The sequence below is a fragment of the Moryella indoligenes genome (assembly GCF_030812885.1).
Lineage (GTDB): Bacteria > Bacillota > Clostridia > Lachnospirales > Lachnospiraceae > Moryella > Moryella indoligenes.
In genome coordinates, this window is sequence record NZ_JAUSTO010000001.1 from 174,634 (window position 1) to 191,683 (window position 17,050).

Annotated in this window: 15 protein-coding genes; 3 read left to right on the forward strand and 12 right to left on the reverse strand. The window is 54.3% G+C overall.

The window, feature by feature from the left end; translation table 11 throughout:
* Positions 1–6 precede the first annotated feature (6 nt).
* From J2S20_RS00825 to hrcA, 11 genes are all read right to left on the reverse strand, one after another.
* Positions 7–450: an RbsD/FucU family protein gene (locus J2S20_RS00825; protein WP_106612733.1), complete on the reverse strand. Its 444-nt coding sequence runs from the start codon at positions 448–450 to the stop codon at positions 7–9.
* A gap of 11 nt (positions 451–461) precedes the next feature.
* Complete coding sequence (mtnA, locus tag J2S20_RS00830) at positions 462–1,556, reverse strand: S-methyl-5-thioribose-1-phosphate isomerase (protein ID WP_106612734.1); 1,095 nt, start codon at positions 1,554–1,556, stop codon at positions 462–464.
* A gap of 12 nt (positions 1,557–1,568) precedes the next feature.
* Positions 1,569–2,798, reverse strand: coding sequence for an S-methyl-5-thioribose kinase (gene mtnK / locus J2S20_RS00835; RefSeq protein WP_307252016.1), 1,230 nt, complete (start codon positions 2,796–2,798; stop codon positions 1,569–1,571).
* Between the two features lie 46 nt (positions 2,799–2,844).
* Positions 2,845–3,822, reverse strand: a complete 978-nt coding sequence (locus tag J2S20_RS00840) for an ABC transporter permease (protein WP_106612736.1) — start codon at positions 3,820–3,822, stop codon at positions 2,845–2,847.
* Positions 3,819–5,372, reverse strand: coding sequence for a sugar ABC transporter ATP-binding protein (locus J2S20_RS00845; RefSeq protein WP_307252020.1), 1,554 nt, complete (start codon positions 5,370–5,372; stop codon positions 3,819–3,821). Before J2S20_RS00845 ends, J2S20_RS00840 begins: the two co-directional genes overlap by 4 nt.
* Before the next feature lie 120 nt (positions 5,373–5,492).
* Positions 5,493–6,698 carry a substrate-binding domain-containing protein gene (locus tag J2S20_RS00850; protein ID WP_307252023.1) on the reverse strand — a complete coding sequence of 402 codons (1,206 nt, stop codon included), beginning with the start codon at positions 6,696–6,698 and terminating at the stop codon, positions 5,493–5,495.
* Positions 6,699–7,018: 320 nt separating this feature from the next.
* Positions 7,019–8,026, reverse strand: coding sequence for a LacI family DNA-binding transcriptional regulator (locus tag J2S20_RS00855; protein ID WP_106612739.1), 1,008 nt, complete (start codon positions 8,024–8,026; stop codon positions 7,019–7,021).
* A gap of 263 nt (positions 8,027–8,289) precedes the next feature.
* Positions 8,290–9,426, reverse strand: coding sequence for a molecular chaperone DnaJ (dnaJ, locus tag J2S20_RS00860; protein WP_106612740.1), 1,137 nt, complete (start codon positions 9,424–9,426; stop codon positions 8,290–8,292).
* A 227-nt stretch (positions 9,427–9,653) separates the two neighbouring features.
* The gene (dnaK, locus tag J2S20_RS00865) at positions 9,654–11,510 is read right to left on the reverse strand and encodes a molecular chaperone DnaK (protein WP_307252030.1); all 1,857 of its coding nucleotides are present in this window, start codon (positions 11,508–11,510) and stop codon (positions 9,654–9,656) included.
* A gap of 108 nt (positions 11,511–11,618) precedes the next feature.
* Positions 11,619–12,329: a nucleotide exchange factor GrpE gene (gene grpE, locus J2S20_RS00870; RefSeq protein WP_307252033.1), complete on the reverse strand. Its 711-nt coding sequence runs from the start codon at positions 12,327–12,329 to the stop codon at positions 11,619–11,621.
* Position 12,330: 1 nt separating this feature from the next.
* Positions 12,331–13,371, reverse strand: coding sequence for a heat-inducible transcriptional repressor HrcA (gene hrcA / locus J2S20_RS00875; RefSeq protein ID WP_106612743.1), 1,041 nt, complete (start codon positions 13,369–13,371; stop codon positions 12,331–12,333).
* A gap of 215 nt (positions 13,372–13,586) precedes the next feature.
* Between hrcA and J2S20_RS00880 the strand changes: the two genes are divergently transcribed.
* The gene (locus tag J2S20_RS00880) at positions 13,587–14,144 is read left to right on the forward strand and encodes an RlpA-like double-psi beta-barrel domain-containing protein (RefSeq protein WP_307252037.1); all 558 of its coding nucleotides are present in this window, start codon (positions 13,587–13,589) and stop codon (positions 14,142–14,144) included.
* 197 nt (positions 14,145–14,341) lie between these two features.
* Positions 14,342–15,115, forward strand: coding sequence for a 3D domain-containing protein (locus J2S20_RS00885; protein WP_307252041.1), 774 nt, complete (start codon positions 14,342–14,344; stop codon positions 15,113–15,115).
* A 153-nt stretch (positions 15,116–15,268) separates the two neighbouring features.
* On the opposite strand, the gene J2S20_RS00890 is transcribed toward J2S20_RS00885, so the two are convergent.
* Complete coding sequence (locus tag J2S20_RS00890) at positions 15,269–16,450, reverse strand: pyridoxamine kinase (RefSeq protein WP_307252044.1); 1,182 nt, start codon at positions 16,448–16,450, stop codon at positions 15,269–15,271.
* A 398-nt stretch (positions 16,451–16,848) separates the two neighbouring features.
* Between J2S20_RS00890 and J2S20_RS12090 the strand changes: the two genes are divergently transcribed.
* Positions 16,849–17,037 (forward strand): hypothetical protein, encoded by a 189-nt coding sequence (locus J2S20_RS12090; protein WP_330692707.1) that lies wholly within the window; start codon positions 16,849–16,851, stop codon positions 17,035–17,037.
* Positions 17,038–17,050: the final 13 nt, after the last annotated feature.

Sequence of the window (17,050 nt, forward strand, 5' to 3'; positions counted from 1 at the left end):
CTGCCTCTACAGACAACCCTTTTGCAGTATGATACAGGCATAAAATGCCTTTTCTGTCGTTGATACGACCGCGTAAGCCTGCTTCGCCTCCTCATAGAACTGAAAGCGATCCAGAAAACCGATGCGATCCGCCATCTCCGGTGCGTTTTCCCTGACAATCTCACGAAACGCATCCCATACAGGTGTCTCGAGCTCCGCATGCATGGGCATCTTATCCATGATGAGCACCGGCTTTTCCACAAAATCGTCCAGCGGCAGGAGCTTCAGAATCGCGTCCAGAAGCTCCGTCGCCCGCAGTCCGTCACAGCGGATATTGGTATGATGCTCTGCGGCCGCGACAGAGGCCGCTGGAAAATTCGCATCTCCGATCACAATGCGGTCTCCGTGTCCCATCTCATGCAGCGCCTTCAAAAGCTCCGGCGAAATGCAGTCCGGTATGTTTTTCAGCATAGGCGCTTCCCTCACATTCCAAGCTGCCGGAACGCTGCACCATAAGGCGCGGTGCAGAGTCCCTTTTCAGTGATGATACCGGTGATCAGCTCGTGATCTGTCACATCAAAAGCAGGATTGTAGACATCCACCCCATCCGGAGCCATGCGCTCCCGGTACCACATCTCTGTGACCTCATCCGGATCCCTCATCTCGATCGGGATTTCCGCTCCCGTCGGCGTCCTCATGTCAATCGTGGAGCTCGGCGCACAGACATAGAAGGGAATCCCGTAGTGCTTCGCGAGGATCGCAACGCCGGAGGTGCCGATCTTATTCGCTGCATCGCCATTCGCCGCGACACGGTCGCAGCCCACAAAGACAATATCAATCTTTCCGGACTTCATGAGGATGGAGGCCATGTTGTCACACTGCAGAGTGGTTCTGATCCCTGCACTGTGCAGCTCAAGCGCTGTGAGCCGCGCGCCCTGAAGGAGCGGTCTGGTCTCGTCGCAGTAGACATGGATCTCCTGACCGGCCCAGCCGTGCTCCAGGGCGACATACATGGGTGCAGTCGCCGTGCCGTACTTCGCCGTGGCGAGCGTGCCCGCATTGCAGTGAGTCAGAATTCCGATCTCCCTTCCCTTCTGTTTCAGTTCCGACAGCAGCCGGAAGCCGATCTCCCCTATGCTTCTGCTGATCTGCACATCCTCCTCCCGGATCCGCTCTGCCTCCGCGAAGAGCAGCTCACACAGCTCCCGCAGCGGCATTTCTTCATGCTTCTTGACACAGTCCTCCATCCGGTTCAGTGCCCAGAAGAGATTCACAGCTGTCGGCCTTGAGGACGCGAGATACTCTTTCTCCTTCCTGAATTCTTCAAAAAAGTGCGCGTAGTCCGCCGCCTCAATCTTCGATGCCAGCAAGGCTATGCCACAGGCCGCACACACACCGATCGCCGGTGCGCCGCGCACCCTCAGTTTTTTAATCGCCTCCCATATCTCCTCCCTTGTGGAGAGACAAATCCGCTTTCTGGTTCCCGGCAGCAGGGTCTGGTCGATGATATCGACTGCCGTTCTGTCGGCATTCATCCTTACAGAGAGTAGCTCGTCAAAAAAACGTTCCGCATCCATCGTCCTTCCTCCTCATCTGAGACTTTCCGCTGCCTTCCGCTCCGCGCGGCGCACTGCATCCACAAAATCGCGCCCGCAGCGATACTCCGCTGCATTCAGGATATAATCCTTGCCCGCGTAGATGTTGATGCGCTCCGCCATCAGGCGGTCGTGTTCATCCTCGATCCCCGTGACATCGGCTACATTCGCCATGCCGACTGTCCTCCGGTGAAGCTCTGTGCCCGCATAGCCCGCGGTGTCTCTGAGTATCCCGGCGAGATACCACTCCTTAAAGCCCGGCACCTTCGCCATGGGCTCCGTGACCGCCTCATCGTACTTCCGGCAAAACTTCTCGATAAAGAGATCCATGCTCTTCTCGATCGACTTGAGGATCCAGTCACAGAACTCCCGCTTTCCGTGCGCCAGACCGTTGTCGTAGGCAAAGATCAGGTTTGCAACGACATTGCCCGTGTCGTAGCCCATGGGCGCGTAAGTGCCAAACTCCGAATCAAAGACCTTCGTCGCCCCCTCCCTGATGAATATGGATCCGGTGTGCAGGTCCCCCTGAATGAGTGCCTGTGCATTTGTCATGAACCCAAATTTCAGCTTTGCAACCTCGAGCTGCAGAGTCTCGTCCTCATAGAGCTCCCGGCGTACAAAGTCCGCATTCGGTGCATAGATATTGTTTCTGCAATTAATATCCATGTAGGGCTCCATGAGCACCAGCTTCTCCGTGATGTCGCAGAGATCCGGAGAGATGAACCGTCCCACGAGCTCCTTCTTCTCCCGGTGATCCATGACCAGATCGCTGCTTAAGAGCAGTGTGTTCACCAGAAAGTCCGAGATGTCCTCCGCAAAGTGCGGGTAGATCTCGTGCTTCAGCATGGCTTGGCGCATCACCTGAAAATCCGAGCAGTCCTCCATGCCGCAGGCGCACATCACCGTGTCATAGAAATAGATGCGCGGCACCATGCCCGGCGCGAATTTATCCTCCAGGGTGATGATCTCTGCCTCAAGGCGGTTTCTGTCCTTTGAGGGCTTCATATCCTTCGATATACGGGTCTCTGTTCCCGCCTGCTTCACAAAAATAGAGTTTCCCTTGCGGTCCATCACGCGGTAGACATAGTTCAGGTTGCCGTGCTCCGCAGGGACTATCACTTCCATGCTCGCCTCATCCCAAGCTATCATGGAACCTGTCTTTTCAAGCGTATACTCCTTTACATCGCTCGCTTCCATCTGAAAATAACTGTCAAATCTGGACATACTTCCTGATTCCTCCTTTGCTTACTCTCACTCGCTGTCTTCTGTTTCAACTTTCCTTCTTGTACGCGTATGCTGCAATCAGAGCCAGTGCCAGCACCGCTCCCTTCACTGCCGGAAGCACGTAAAACGGCACTGCGCAGATGGTAAGGCCGTTCTCCAGTGTGGATACCAGCATGGAGCCGATCATGGTTCCGAGCGCGTTCGGCTTCTCCGCGCCGCCCACCGTTCTTCCGACGAAGACCGCCGCGAGAGAGGGCATCAGATAGTTGTCACAGCACATCACCTGCGCGGAGCTCCCTCGCGAAGCCACCAGTATACCGCCGATCGCGATGAAAACCGCAGTGATCATACCCGCGAGATAGCGGTACTTCTTCGTGTCGATGCCGGAGAGCTTTGCCGCCTCCTTGTTCCCGCCCATCGCATAGAGATAGCGTCCATGCTTCGTGAAGTTCAGAAAGACGTAGGCCGTGAGCACACAGCCCAGCATGATAATGATGATCCACGGAGCTCTTCCGATCGCCGAGAAAGACTCTGAGAGCGCGGTTCTGACCGGTGCTGTGTTCCAAGGCGTCTTCATGCCTGTGGAGACTGCGCCGCCGCCGATATACCACTGCCCCAGCCCCTGATGCACAAACATCAGCGCACAGGTGGCAAGCATATCCGGAATCTTGCAGATCAGGATCAGGAACATGGTCAGCTGATACATGATCAGCGTCGCAACAATGCAGACGAGTATGGACATCGGAAGCGAGAGCCCGAACCACAGGTATGCAGAAACAAAAACATAGGCAGAGCAGCTCGCAAGCGTGCCCGCTGACATATCAAAGCCGTCCGGCGCCATGGTTACAGTCGCTGCAATTCCAAAGACCGTATTGATCGCCATAGCTCTCAGAATATTGACCATATTGCTCTCTGAAAAAAATGCGCTGCCCTTCATCGCCGTGAAGACCACAAAGCACACCAGAAGAGCGAGGACCGCGGCCCAGTCCACGAGAAACTTTACTGTGTTTTTCTTCTGTTTCATAGCTGCATCTCCTGTCGTTCTTTTCCTTTTATTTGCTTTCCGCCGACGGAATAGTACATGATTTCATCCTCGCTCGTCTCTGCACTCACAAGCTCCGCCTGGATCTGTCCGTTGTACATCACATACATCCGATCGGTCAGAGAGAGAAGCTCCGCGTTCTCACAGGTCGCATAGAGCACCGCATTGCCCTCCGCGGCAATCTTCTGGATCAGGTGGAAGATATCCTGCTTCGCACCGACATCAACCCCCTTCGTGGGCTCGTCAAAGATATAGAGATCACAGTCCGCCGCAAGCCACTTTCCGACCGCGACCTTCTGCTGGTTTCCGCCTGAGAGATTCTTGACAAGCTGGCGCTCCGACGGTGTTGCAATTCCGAGATCCCGGATATAGCTTCTCGCATTCTCCAAAACCTTTCCGCGGTTCACAAAGGAGGCGGTGCAGAAGCGGGACAGGCAGGCCGCCGAGAGATTGAAGCTCACATTCTCATGCACCAGAACGCCCTCTTTTCTCCTCTCTTCCGGAACCAACGCGATGCGCTGCTTTACCGCATCCGAGGAATTCCGGATATTCAGGGCCCTGCCCTTCAGCTTCATACTGCCGCCGGTTCTTCTGTATGCGCCGAAGATCGTCTTGCAGAGCTCCGATTTGCCTGCGCCGACCAGTCCCGCGATACCTACGATCTCGCCACGCCGCGCGTAAAGGGAGATATCCCGTATTCTTCCATCCGCTCCGGAGAAGCCCTCCAGCTCAAAGAGTATCTCTCCGGTATGAGCCGCCTCTCTTCTATGATTCTCCTCAAAGCTTCTGCCCAACATCATTTCAACAATTTCTTTTGTTGTGGTCTGCTCTATAATATTCCTGCTCTCTATGATCTGTCCGTTTCGCATAACCGTGTAGCTGTCACAGATCTCCAAAATCTCATTCAGACGATGGGAGATAAAGAGTATCGCTACATTTTCCGTCTCGTGCAAATGTCTGACTACACGAAAGAGCTCCTCTGTCTCCTGACTGCTGAGCGGCGCGGTCGGCTCGTCCAGTATAAGAAAATTGCAGCGCGCACGTATCGCCTTCGCGATGAGCACCATCTGTTTCTGTGCGAGCGAGAGATTCTGCACCAGCTCCCTCTCATCGATCTGCTCTCGGCTGATATGGAGCTTTTCCAGCGCCTCACGTCCCTCCTGATAGGTCTTCTGCCAGTTCATGAAGAAGCCGGTTTTTCCCATGACCATATCGTTCTGGATAATATTTTCCGCCACAGAGAGCGTCGGATAGAGCGCGGTATCGACCTCCTGATACACGATCTGGATGCCGAGACGCTTCGCCTCCACCGGCGTCCGTATCTCCACAGCTCTCCCGCCGAGCGATATCTCTCCGGTGTAGCGGGGATTTGCCCCCGCAAGTATCTTCATCAGAGTGGATTTGCCCGCGCCGTTTGCACCAACCACCGCCCGTATCTCCCCGGTTTCCACCTTGAAGTTCACCTGATCCAGCGCCTTGACCCCCGGAAATTCAATCGATATATTCCTTGTCTCAAGCTTTATTTTTTCCATATTATTCCATGCTTTCTCTGCACTTTTTAAACCAGAGGGAGGTCTCGGCTCCCCGATACCTCCCTCTTTCAAAGCTCTGTCTGCGGCTCCGGCAGCGCCACGCGCCGCAGCGCGGATTTCTTACTTGTGAATCAGATCCTTCGGCATCCACTCCGCCTCAGAGAGATAGTCTATATTGCCATAAGTCTCGCCCGCAATCTCGCCGAGATTCTCAACGGTGGACTCTGCCTTCAGCTCGCTCGCCTTGATTGCAGTTCCCGGAACCTCTACGACATCAACACCTGCTTCCTTGCTCGCCGGATCGTAGATCTTGTCGTACTCACCAGCCAGCTCGAGCATGAGAATGCGCATACCGATCTCGCCGTTCATCGTCCAGTCCGTGGTTCCCGCTGCGGTCCAGATATCAGATCTCATCTGCATATTGGTGACATCCACCGGATCGATATCGACAGATGCCATGGGAAGGGCCTCGCCGTTCTTACCGTTGAAATTGTCGTTCTCGGCAATAGCGTTGTAGACGCCCTGACCGTACATATCATAGTAGGCGATCACACCATCCACATCCTCGCGCTTCACACCCTGCAGGTACGCAGCGGTGACAGTATTTGCGGAGTCAACGGAATCCTGAAGCGGCTGAATCTCGCCGACGGTCTTGATCTTTCCGGCAGCCTCGTACTCTGCCCAGCCTACCTCGCGGCGGTCAAACGGGCTGTTGAAGTTCGGGCCTCTCCAGACCTTGATGAGACGGACGCCTTCGCCGTACTTTTCGATCATCTGATCCAGGAGCACGGTCACGAGAGACTTGTCCTGCTGGAACATCTGGGTTACACCCGGGAGCTTCTGGTACTGACCATCGGTGTAGAACTGTGTGTCAAAGGTCACGATCTTCAGATCCGGATACTGCTCTGTGATCTCCTTCAAGAAGACATAGGAGCCATCCTGGTTTCCGTGGCTCAGCAGCAGTCCGTCGTAGCCCGCGGATGCGCAGGTTCGGATGGTATCCTGCCACTTGTTGAAATCGCCGTCACAGAAGAAGAAATCAAAATCCACGCCGAGGGAATCGCAGAGATCCTGGCAGGAATCCTTCCACATCTGGAAGATGGTCGCGGAGGGCAGGAGCATGACATAAGCCACCTTTTTGCCCGCTACCGGGTTCTGTGCAGCAGCCGCCTCGGGGGTCTCTGCCTGAGCTTCGCTCGAGACCTCTGCCTGCGCCGTCGTCGCAGCCGGAGTCGCACCGCCGCCGGAGCTTCCGCAGCCGACAAGCATGGGGATGACCATAGAAACCGCAAGTACTGTACTCATTAATTTCCGAAACTTCCTCATAATACTTCTCCTCCTTGTTTAGTAAACATTTTTGCTTTGGTTCTGAAATGTTCAACTAAACATTAACCCTATTTTGATTCAAAGTCAATATTTTATATATATTTCTTACACTTTGTATAATTTTATCCCCACTTACTTGTGCATAATCCCCATTGCCTCTCCTCTACCATTTACTAAACTACGTTATTTTTTTATCTAATTTTCAGAGGACGTAGGAATGTTTTCTGCGCAAAAAAAATCGCAGACAGAATGTATTCCGTCTGCGAAGCTATATTATAGATATATGGAATGCTTTACGGCCGCTCTGCACTTTCGACTCTCTACGGCTGCGGCAGCACCCTGACACTGTCTCTCACAACCAGCCTCCCTGTGAGCTCCGTCTTCATAGTAGAAAATCCCGGATCACTGATGAGCTGCAGCAGCTGCAGCACCGCCTGCCTGCCGATCAGCTTCCGCTGCACATGAACCGTAGTCAATGCCGGCGAGCTGATTGAGGCATAGGGAATATCATCAAACCCGATGATCGAGACATCGCGCGGAATCTTGTAGCCCTTCTCCTTCAGCGCCTTCATGGCCCCCAGCGCAATGGTATCATTTTCCGCAAAGAAGGCGGAGGGAAGTGTGACATCACCCTCAAGATGAGCCAGAAAATCGTCGTGCGTGCCGATCATGGTGGGATTCAGCTTATAGTCGTGCTGCTCGTCAAAGCTTAATTCCAGCTCGTGAACCAGCTTCCGGAATGCCTCCTCGCGCTCCCGGAAATTTTCCGTGTCCATAGAGCTCCCGAGAAAACCGATCTGTCTGTGTCCGCACTTCCTCAGATAAAGCAGCGCAAGGCGGACATTTTCATAATTGTTCATGCACACGCTGCTGTAGCTGTGACTCGGAATATTGTTATCCACAACCACAAAAGGAATGCGGATATCCCCCATGAGCTGATACTCCTCCCGGCGAAGCTCTGTCCCGATCATGATCATACCGGCATATTTCTCATAATCAAGGTTTTTGAGTCCCTGCTCGAGATCGCTCTTCATGACCGTGAGCGTCATGCCGATATTTTCCTTGCGCAGCTGTCCCTCGATCGCATCAATGATCATGGAAATGAAGCCCTGATTCTCCTCCACAAAGAAGCCGTTCTTATAGTATTTCATCACCAGTACGTTCCGCTCCGCAGCCGCCCGCTTCGGTGACGGGTGATAATCATATTTCTCCAGTGCCTTCCGGATCTTCTCTCTGGTCTCGTCACTCACACCTTTTTTTCCATTCAGCACGATGGAGATTGCAGAAGGGGAAAAACCGGTGATCTTCGACAGCTCCCGAATTGTCATACCCTCCCCTCCTCTCTCTCATAAACAAAGCTAAACTCTTTCATAATTTTACTAATCGTTCGCTTGTAATATACTATTCCCTTCGTATTCTGTCAAGAATCACCGAAACCCTGCGCTTTCCCCGGGACTGATCAATCTACCGCGACAGTGATCGGACAGCAAGAACTGCTCTCCAACAGATGAGCAGCAAAAGGGCCTGCACTCCTCTCCGGAAATGCAGGCCTCCATGTGACGTACCTCCGAAGGAGAGATGCGCCGCAAGTTTACTTAAACAGTCCCTTTTTCTTCTCCTTGCCGTCCATCGCATCGGCAAAGCCCTGAAGCGCCTCTCTCTGCGCCGCCGTGAGCCTGGTCGGAACATCCACCACAAGCGTCACATAGTGATCGCCCCGGATGTTTTTATTTCTGAGAGAGGGGACGCCCTTGCCGCGCAGACGCACGCGCGTATCCGTCTGGGTTCCCGCCTTTACCTCATACTCCACCTCTCCGTCCACGGTCCTGATGCGGATCGCACCGCCGAGTGCCGCCGTCGCAAAGGAAATCGGCACTGTGGAAAAGATGGTGGTCTCCTGCCGCTTAAAGATGGGATGCGGACTCACAATGCACTCCACCAGAAGGTCTCCCCGCTCACCGCCGTTCACACCCGGCTCACCGCCGCCCGCCATACGGACGGACAGGCCGTTGTCAATGCCGGCCGGAATGGTCACGCGGAAGGTCTTACGCTTCTGGTTATAGCCGGTTCCATTGCAGCCCGGGCACTTCTCCTTCACAACCTTTCCCGCTCCATGGCAGTTCGGACAGGTCTGCACGTTCTGCATGGTTCCAAACATCGTGCGGCTCATCTGTACAATCTTTCCCTTCCCGTTACAGGTGGGACAGGTCTCCGGACTGGTTCCCGCCTTCGCACCGCTGCCGCCGCAGGAGCTGCAGGTCTCCTTGAAATTGACTGTGATCTCCTTCTCACAGCCAAAGACCGCCTCCTCAAAGGTCAGGCGCACGGAGCTGCGCACATTTGCACCGCGCATAGGCTCATTCGCCGCCCGCGCTGAGCGCCTGCCGCCGCCAAAGAAATCACCGAATATTCCGCCGCCGTCTCCGAAGAGATCGCCGAAAATATCGCCGAAATCGGCAGCATTCCCCTCGTAATAGCCACCGCCGCCCGCGGCGCCGTCAAAGGCCGCGTGACCAAACTGATCGTACTTTCTTCGCTTATCCGGATCGCTCAAGACGGAATACGCCTCGCTGGCTTCCTTGAAGGCGGCCTCTGCCGCCTTATCGCCGGGGTTCGCGTCCGGATGGTACTTCTTTGCAAGCGCGCGGTAGGCCTTCTTCAATGCCGCATCGTCCGCATTTTTTGGAACGCCGAGCACCTCATAATAATCGCGTTTCTGTTCTGCCATCGTGATCCTTTCTTCGCTTTATCGAAAATCCCATTTCCCATAAAGCAGACCTGCTCCGGGAAATGCAGCCGGTGCGCAGCCGAAAAGCTGAAAATGCAGGCAAAAGCCTGCCGCACCGGCGCGCAAAGAGCGCGCTGCATCTTTGCGCTTTTAATGGCGCGGCCTGTGGCCGCGCCGAAAGACTCTGTTCTTCAGAATAAGCCTGAATCTGATTCAGCAGGAGCAGCTCAGACCTCCTTGAAGTCTCCGTCCACAACGCCATCATCCGCTGCCGGACCGCTCTGCTGTGCATCACTTGCATTTGCCGCGCCCTGCTGTGCCTGTGCGCTCTCATAGACCTTGGAGAAGAGCTGCTGCGCAGACGCCATGAGCTTCTCCTTGCCGCTCTTGATATCGTTTACCTGATCGTCTGTCATGGACTCCGCCGGAGCGCGGTTGATCGCCTCCTTCAGTGCGGAGAGATCTGCCTCCACAGTCGCCTTGTCTGTCGGATCCAGCTTATCGCCGACTTCCTGGATTGCCTTCTCGGTCTGGAACACCAGCGAATCGGCCTCATTTCTCGCGTCAATGCTCTCTTTTCTCTTCTTGTCCTGCGCCTCGTACTCCGCAGCTTCCTTCACTGCCTTGTCGATGTCGTCCTTCGACATGCTGGAACCGGAGGTGATGGTAATGTGCTGCTCCTTGCCCGTGCCGAGATCCTTTGCAGAGACGTTTACGATGCCGTTTGCGTCAATATCAAAGGTGACCTCGATCTGCGGAACGCCCCTTCTCGCCGGAAGAATGCCGTCCAGACGGAACTGACCCAGCGTCTTATTGTCTCTTGCGAACTGACGCTCGCCCTGCACGACATGAATATCAACCGCAGACTGATTGTCCTCCGCAGTGGAGAAGACCTGACTCTTTCTGGTCGGAATGGTCGTGTTGCGCTCAATGAGCTTCGTCGCGACGCCGCCCATGGTCTCAATGGAAAGAGAGAGCGGAGTGACATCGAGGAGCAGGATGTCGCCGGAGCCCGCCTCGCCGCCGAGCTTTCCGCCCTGAATGCTTGCACCGATCGCAACACACTCATCCGGATTCAGAGTCTTGGAGGGCTCATGTCCGGTGAGCAGCTTCACCTTCTCCTGTGCATTCAGCATACGGGTAGAACCGCCGACCAGCAGCACCTTGCCGAGCTCGGTATTTGTAATGCCCGCATCCCGCATTGCGTTCTGTACCGGAACTCCGGTGCGCTCAATGAGATCTGCGCTCAGCTCATCAAACTTCGCGCGGGTCAGAGTCATGTCAAGATGCTGCGGCCCCGCCGAGGTCGCCGTGATGAAGGGGAGGTTGATGTTGGTTGTGGTAGCTACGGAGAGCTCCTTCTTCGCCTTCTCCGCCGCCTCCTTGAGTCTCTGCAGCGCCATCTTATCCTGTCCGAGATCCACGCCGACCTGCTTTTTGAACTCATCGATCATCCACTGGGTGATCTTGTTGTCAAAGTCGTCACCGCCGAGGCGCGTATCGCCGTTTGTCGCAAGTACCTCGATCACGCCGTCTCCGATCTCAATGATGGAGACATCAAAGGTGCCGCCGCCGAGATCGTAGACCATGATCTTCTGCTCCTTCTCGTTGTCAAGGCCGTAAGCCAGCGCGGCCGCGGTCGGCTCGTTGATGATACGCTTGACATCGAGACCTGCGATCTTGCCTGCGTCCTTCGTCGCCTGACGCTGTGCGTCGTTGAAGTACGCCGGAACCGTGATGACCGCCTCCGTAACCTTCTCTCCGAGATAGCTCTCTGCATCCGCCTTCAGTTTCTGAAGTATCATCGCGGAGATCTCCTGCGGAGTGTAGTTCTTGCCGTCGATATTGACCTTGTAGTCCGAGCCCATGTGACGCTTGATCGAAGAGATGGTGCGCTCGGAGTTGGTAACTGCCTGACGCTTTGCCGGCTCACCAACCAGACGCTCGCCGGTCTTCGTGAATGCAACAACGGACGGGGTAGTTCTGGAGCCCTCGCTGTTCGGGATCACGACGGGCTTTCCGCCCTCCATAACCGCCACGCAGCTGTTGGTTGTTCCCAAATCAATGCCGATGATCTTGCCCATAAGTTTATCCTCCTGATAATATCCTGATTTATTCTGTTATGATTCTGCCCCGGCAGTCGCCGAAGCCCTGTCTGTAATATCCTGTTGCCGCTCTTAAGCCCTCAGAACTCAGTTTGCGACCTTCACCATGCTGTGCCGCAGCACGCCGTCCTTGTAGTAGTATCCCTTCTGAAACTCCTCCACAACGACATTCTCTTCGAGGCTCTCGTCCTCTACGTGCATCACTGCGTTGTGCAGGGCCGGGTCAAAGGGCTTGCCCTTCGCATCCATGGGTTTCGCCCCCGCCTCCTCCAGGTTCTTAAGGAGCTGACGGTATATCATCTCCATACCATCCGCATAGGGCTTAAGCTCCGGCGCGTCCGGTGCGCTCTCGAGACTCCGTTCGAAGTTATCGATCACAGGAAGGAGCTTCTCCAGCACGTTCTTAGCTCCGAGATCAAACATCGCCATTTTTTCCTTCTCCGTGCGCTTCCGGAAATTATCAAACTCCGCAAGGTTTCGCTTCAATCTGTCCGTGAGCTCCTCAATCTTCTCATCCTTTGCGTCCTGCTTCGGTTTTGCCCGTCCCGTCTCCGGCGCAGACTTATCACTCTCCTCAGCCACAGCCGCCATAGCCGCGGCCTCCGCCGCAAGCTCCTCGGAGCTCTTCTGCTCCTCCGGCTGGTTTTCAGAGACTTCCTCCGCCTCCTTAGAAGTCCGCTGCGCCTCACACTCTGCCTGCCCGGAGCTCTCCCCGCCGACAGGAGCATTTACCTCTGTCTCTGCCCCTGCGACCTTCTCCTTCTGCTCCGTTCCGTCCTCTTTTCTGTACTCGTTCATTCTAAGTCTCATCCCTTCCAAAATGCTGATCCAGCTGACTCATAAGACTCCGCAGCGTGGTGAGCACCTTCTCATAATCCATGCGCTTCGGCCCGACAATGCCGATCGTGCCCCGAAGTCCGCCGCCAAGATCATAATTCGCAGTGACCATGCTGCAGTCATTCATCTCCGGTACCGGAGACTCATCGCCGATGAACACCTGTATCCCGTGGTGCTCCTCGTCTTCGCCGGTATTGACCTCCTTCAGGAGCCTGCGCAGCCTGTCCTTCTCCTCAAAGGTATCTATGATCCGGCTCGCGCTGTTGCCATCTGTAAGTTCAGGATACTTAAACACATTCGTGGCTCCGCTGGTGTAAATCTGAAGATCCTCGTCATTCGAGAAGGACTCCGAGAGCTCGTTTAAGATGTGCTCGACCAGCTCCTTCTGAGCCCCTGCATCCTGCTTCAGCTGACGCATAATATCCAGATTGATCTCATTGATCGTGAGGCCGTTCAGTGTCGTGTTGAGGAGTATGTTCAGATTCAGGAGCTCCTGATCGCTGATCTCCGTCTCCGCAGGAATGATACGGTTGCTAATGATATTCCCCTCCACAACAATCACCGCGAGCAGCCTGTGAGCATCCATGCGTGAGAGCTGCAGCAGCTTGATCCTCGCCTTGTGCGCGCTGGGACTGCTGATCATCGCCGCGTAGTTCGTCTTCGCCGCAATGAGTCGCGCCATCCGCTTCAGCACCAGCTCCAGGCGGTCCACCCGCTGAAACATCTGATCCTTCAGCTCCTGTACCTCGGCCTGTTTCTCCTTCAGGATCTCATCTACATAGAAGCGATAGCCCTGATCGGAGGGAATGCGCCCCGCAGAGGTATGAGGCTGAATCAGATATCCCATGTCCTCCAGATCACACATCTCATTTCGGATCGTGGCGCTGCTGAGCTTACAGTCCGGGAGCTTCGAAATGGTTCTGGAGCCGACCGGCTCTCCGGTCTCCATGTAATTCCTGATCACCGCCTTCAGAATCATAATCTTGCGATTGTCCAGTTCCATGTACCGCTCCCTTCCGTTATTAGCACTCAATTATCAGGAGTGCTAACATCTACATTGCCTAATATATTCCAGCCGACCAGCTTTGTCAACTGCTTTCGTAAAATTTCACCATTTCAGGCATATTCCCCCCGCAGATAGCTCTTGCAATCCTTCTCCGGCTATAGTAAAGTGTTCGTAACAATTATGTAACATATGAGAAATCAAAGGAGCTTTCTATGAAAAATATATGTATGCTTCGCCTCTCCACCACTCTGGTGCTCTCTGCAGCTCTCCTGCTCGCAGCGCCGGCTGAGAGCTATGCGGCAAAGATACGAAAAAATCGTCAGCCTGCCATATCCGCTGAGCAGAGTGCCCAGGCCGAGCAGGACAGCAGCACCGGTCCTTCCTTTCAGAAGGGTACAGAGACAGGAAACGCGGAGCCTGTGAAAGACGGCGCCGCTGCAAATGCAGCCGCCACGGACACAGTCTCTACAGAGACTGCCGCAGCTGACAGCAAGACGGAAGTGTCACTCGGAATCTTCTGCACCAGCGGCTACTCCAATCCGCACGGCGAGCGCAGTGCGGACGGCTCCGCTCCTCAGGTGGGGCACACGGTTTCCACAGACTGGTCTGTAATCCCGGCGGGCAGCAAAATACGTCTCGCAAACAGCGAGCTGATCTACACGGTCGAGGACCGGGGCGTGCACGGCAACTGGGTGGACGTCTATTACAGCACGGAGGCCGAGGCGGAGACACATGGGCTTCAGTATCTGGAAGTGTTTTTGATCCGGTAAAGCTTAACATTTTACTTTCATCTCAAATCTTAAGTTTATCCATATCATGTCAACAAGCCGGGGCGAAGTAACCATTTCGCCCCCATTTTTATGCTTTTTTTTGCATTTTTCTCCCACTTTTCTATTGACAACCCCACTTTTCGTGTTATTATAGGCGTGTAAAAATATTACATAATTATTAAGAGGATTTTACGAAAATGTTCAAGATGTTGTTGCCAATCAAGAAGGCCACCATATATCTCGTGGTTATGGCACTTGTCTTCTCCCCGCTGACTGTACTCGGCCTCTCAAAAAAGACCTATGCCGCGAACAGTTCCCAGTCAGGCATCCAGGCGACCTCTGCAGAGGCGGAGACGCAGACTGCCGCAGATAATACAGAACTGGTGCAAACAGACACGGGAGAGAACAGCCCCATGCTGCGTACACATCTGGGCAGCAGCGCCATCCAGAGCCCGGCAGAGCTACCGGAGATCGATCAGCTGGATATCCCGGAGCTTGAGAGTGCCAGAATCGTCGCACAGAATACCCTGATCGCAAAGCGCCAGGAGATGGATGAGGAGTGGCTGAAGGCCGTGCAGAGCGAGAACAGCGCGGCAGAAGAATCTGATGAGCAGACTCAGACTTCTGAAAATGAGAGCTCAGAAAGCGAGAGCAGCTCTGGCTCCGCAGAGAACCCCGGCACTGTGAGCCTCGGAAGATTCAAGCTCACCGCCTACTGTCCCTGCTACCAGTGCTCCAAGGGCTGGGGCCGCATGACGAGCTCGGGAAAGATCGCCCAGCCACACCACACCATTGCGACAGACCCCTCAGTCATTCCGGAGGGTACCGTCGTCATGATCAATGGCGAGCGCTATGTCGCAGAGGATATCGGCGGCGGTGTCAACGGAAATCATATTGACATCTTCTACGAGAGCCATTCTGTCGCGCTGGATTTCGGCGTGCAGTACGCAGAGGTCTACGCAGTGTATTAAAGCAGCGCGAAGATTTTCTCTCCCGACTGCAATTCGAATTGAATTCTGAAGATAATATTTTCCAAAAGGCGTGGAGCGAAGGGATTTCTCCCCTCCGCTCCACGCCTTTATTTTTATATCAGGAATATGTCTATTCCGCAGAAGGCTGCACATTCAGAATTCTATCTTTAACACACAGTCATGCTCCTCCTCGTGATTCAGGATAATGCTCACGATGCGGAGCAGCTGCTCTGCTCCGAGAGTCTCTCTGCTCTCCTCAAAGCTCTCCCATATAAGCTCTATGGGCTCACCATAGGCGTGCCGCCCAAAGCCGCCTCTCAGAAGATCATTCAGCGCATCCAGATTGTGACCGGTCGGCACAGAGCCATCGGTCAGAAGTTGATCCATCTCGCGGTAGAATCCCTCAAGGTCACGGAAGCTGCCGCCATGAAGCACATAGCGTCTCCGCGTCCGCTCTTCCGCTGCTGCGGCGGCGCTTTTCGGCGCACTCCGGTTCAGGCGACGCACCAACAGCGGCAGTGCCTTTTCGAACTTTACACCATACCAGTGTGCAGGGTCGTCTTCCGTCTGCAATATGCTCTCCACCACAAAATCTGCGGCAAGTGCTGTTGCCTCACAGGCGTCAAGTCCCTGCATGAGAGCTCCTGTAAAGGCTGCTGCGAAGCAGTCTCCAGTTCCATGGCTGCTCCTCGGAATGCGCTCCGTAAAGCAATAGTGCAGCTCTCCGCTCGCGCAGTCATACACTGCATTGCCGAGCTGATCCGGCCGGAAGAAGATCCCCTTCAGTATCACCTTGCGGGCGCCAAGAGCAGCCAGGCGTGAAAGAAGCTCCCGCACATAGTCTTCGGTCTGAACATCTGAAGTATACTCCATACCAGTCATAAAACAGGCCTCTGTGAGATTTGGCAGTATGATATCCGCCTTTCCGCAGAGCTCTGCCATCTTCTGCACAAACGGCTGGTCGAAGCCCTGATAGAGACTCCCATTGTCTGCCATGGCCGGATCTACAATCTTCAGGCCTCCCGGAAGCAAAAGCCTGTCCATAATCTCCCTCACCAGGGCGATCTGCGCTACACTGCCGAGATATCCCGTGTACACCGCGTCAAAACGGATACCCTCCTTCTCCCACTGGCTGCATATTTCCGGAATATCCTCTGTAAGATCCCGAAAGGTAAAGCCGTGGAATCCTGCTCCCGTGTGGTTTGAGAGTACCGCAGACGGCAGTATGCAGGTCTCCACACCGCAGGCAGAAATGATGGGCTGAGCCACTGTGAGAGAGCACTGTCCCACGCAGGAAATATCCTGCACCGTCAAAATTTTCTTGTCCTGAGCCATATGTTTACGCGCGCCCTTGACACAGGGCTTCCTTTCTCCCGGAGTTCCCCGAGTGCTTCTGTACTATATTATAATATAAGGTATGCCTATATACCGTAATGCCCGGCGCTCATTGCCACGCTTCCACCACTGAAGTCTTGGTTTCCAGTATAGCACAGAATCCCGGTGCCCTTGCAAAGATTCTATTTCGGTACTAAAATTAACTAAAGTGCGATAATCCACCAAGACTTTCGTTCCTCCGCCAAGTACGGATACGAACATCGGAACAGAAGCTTTTATGGTAGTATCAACAAGAGGGCGCTATGCACTCAGAGTTATGATCGATTTGGCGAAACAGAACAACGCTTCCTATACTCCTCTGCGGGATATCGCACGCAGAGCTCTGCCTGACTCTGCCCATGTGGAAAAAGCTGGACCATATCATCAATGAATTTTTTGACAGCTACACACTGGCAGATCTCCTCGCTCCAGCTCAGAGCGGAAAAGATTCTGTCATATGCTCAACTCTGCCCTTAAAAAATGTTAAGGTTCCCGATATTGACGAAATCCCGAAGGTTCGGAGCTCCAAGCCCTGCCAGAAGCCCTGAAAGGAGTGCCTCC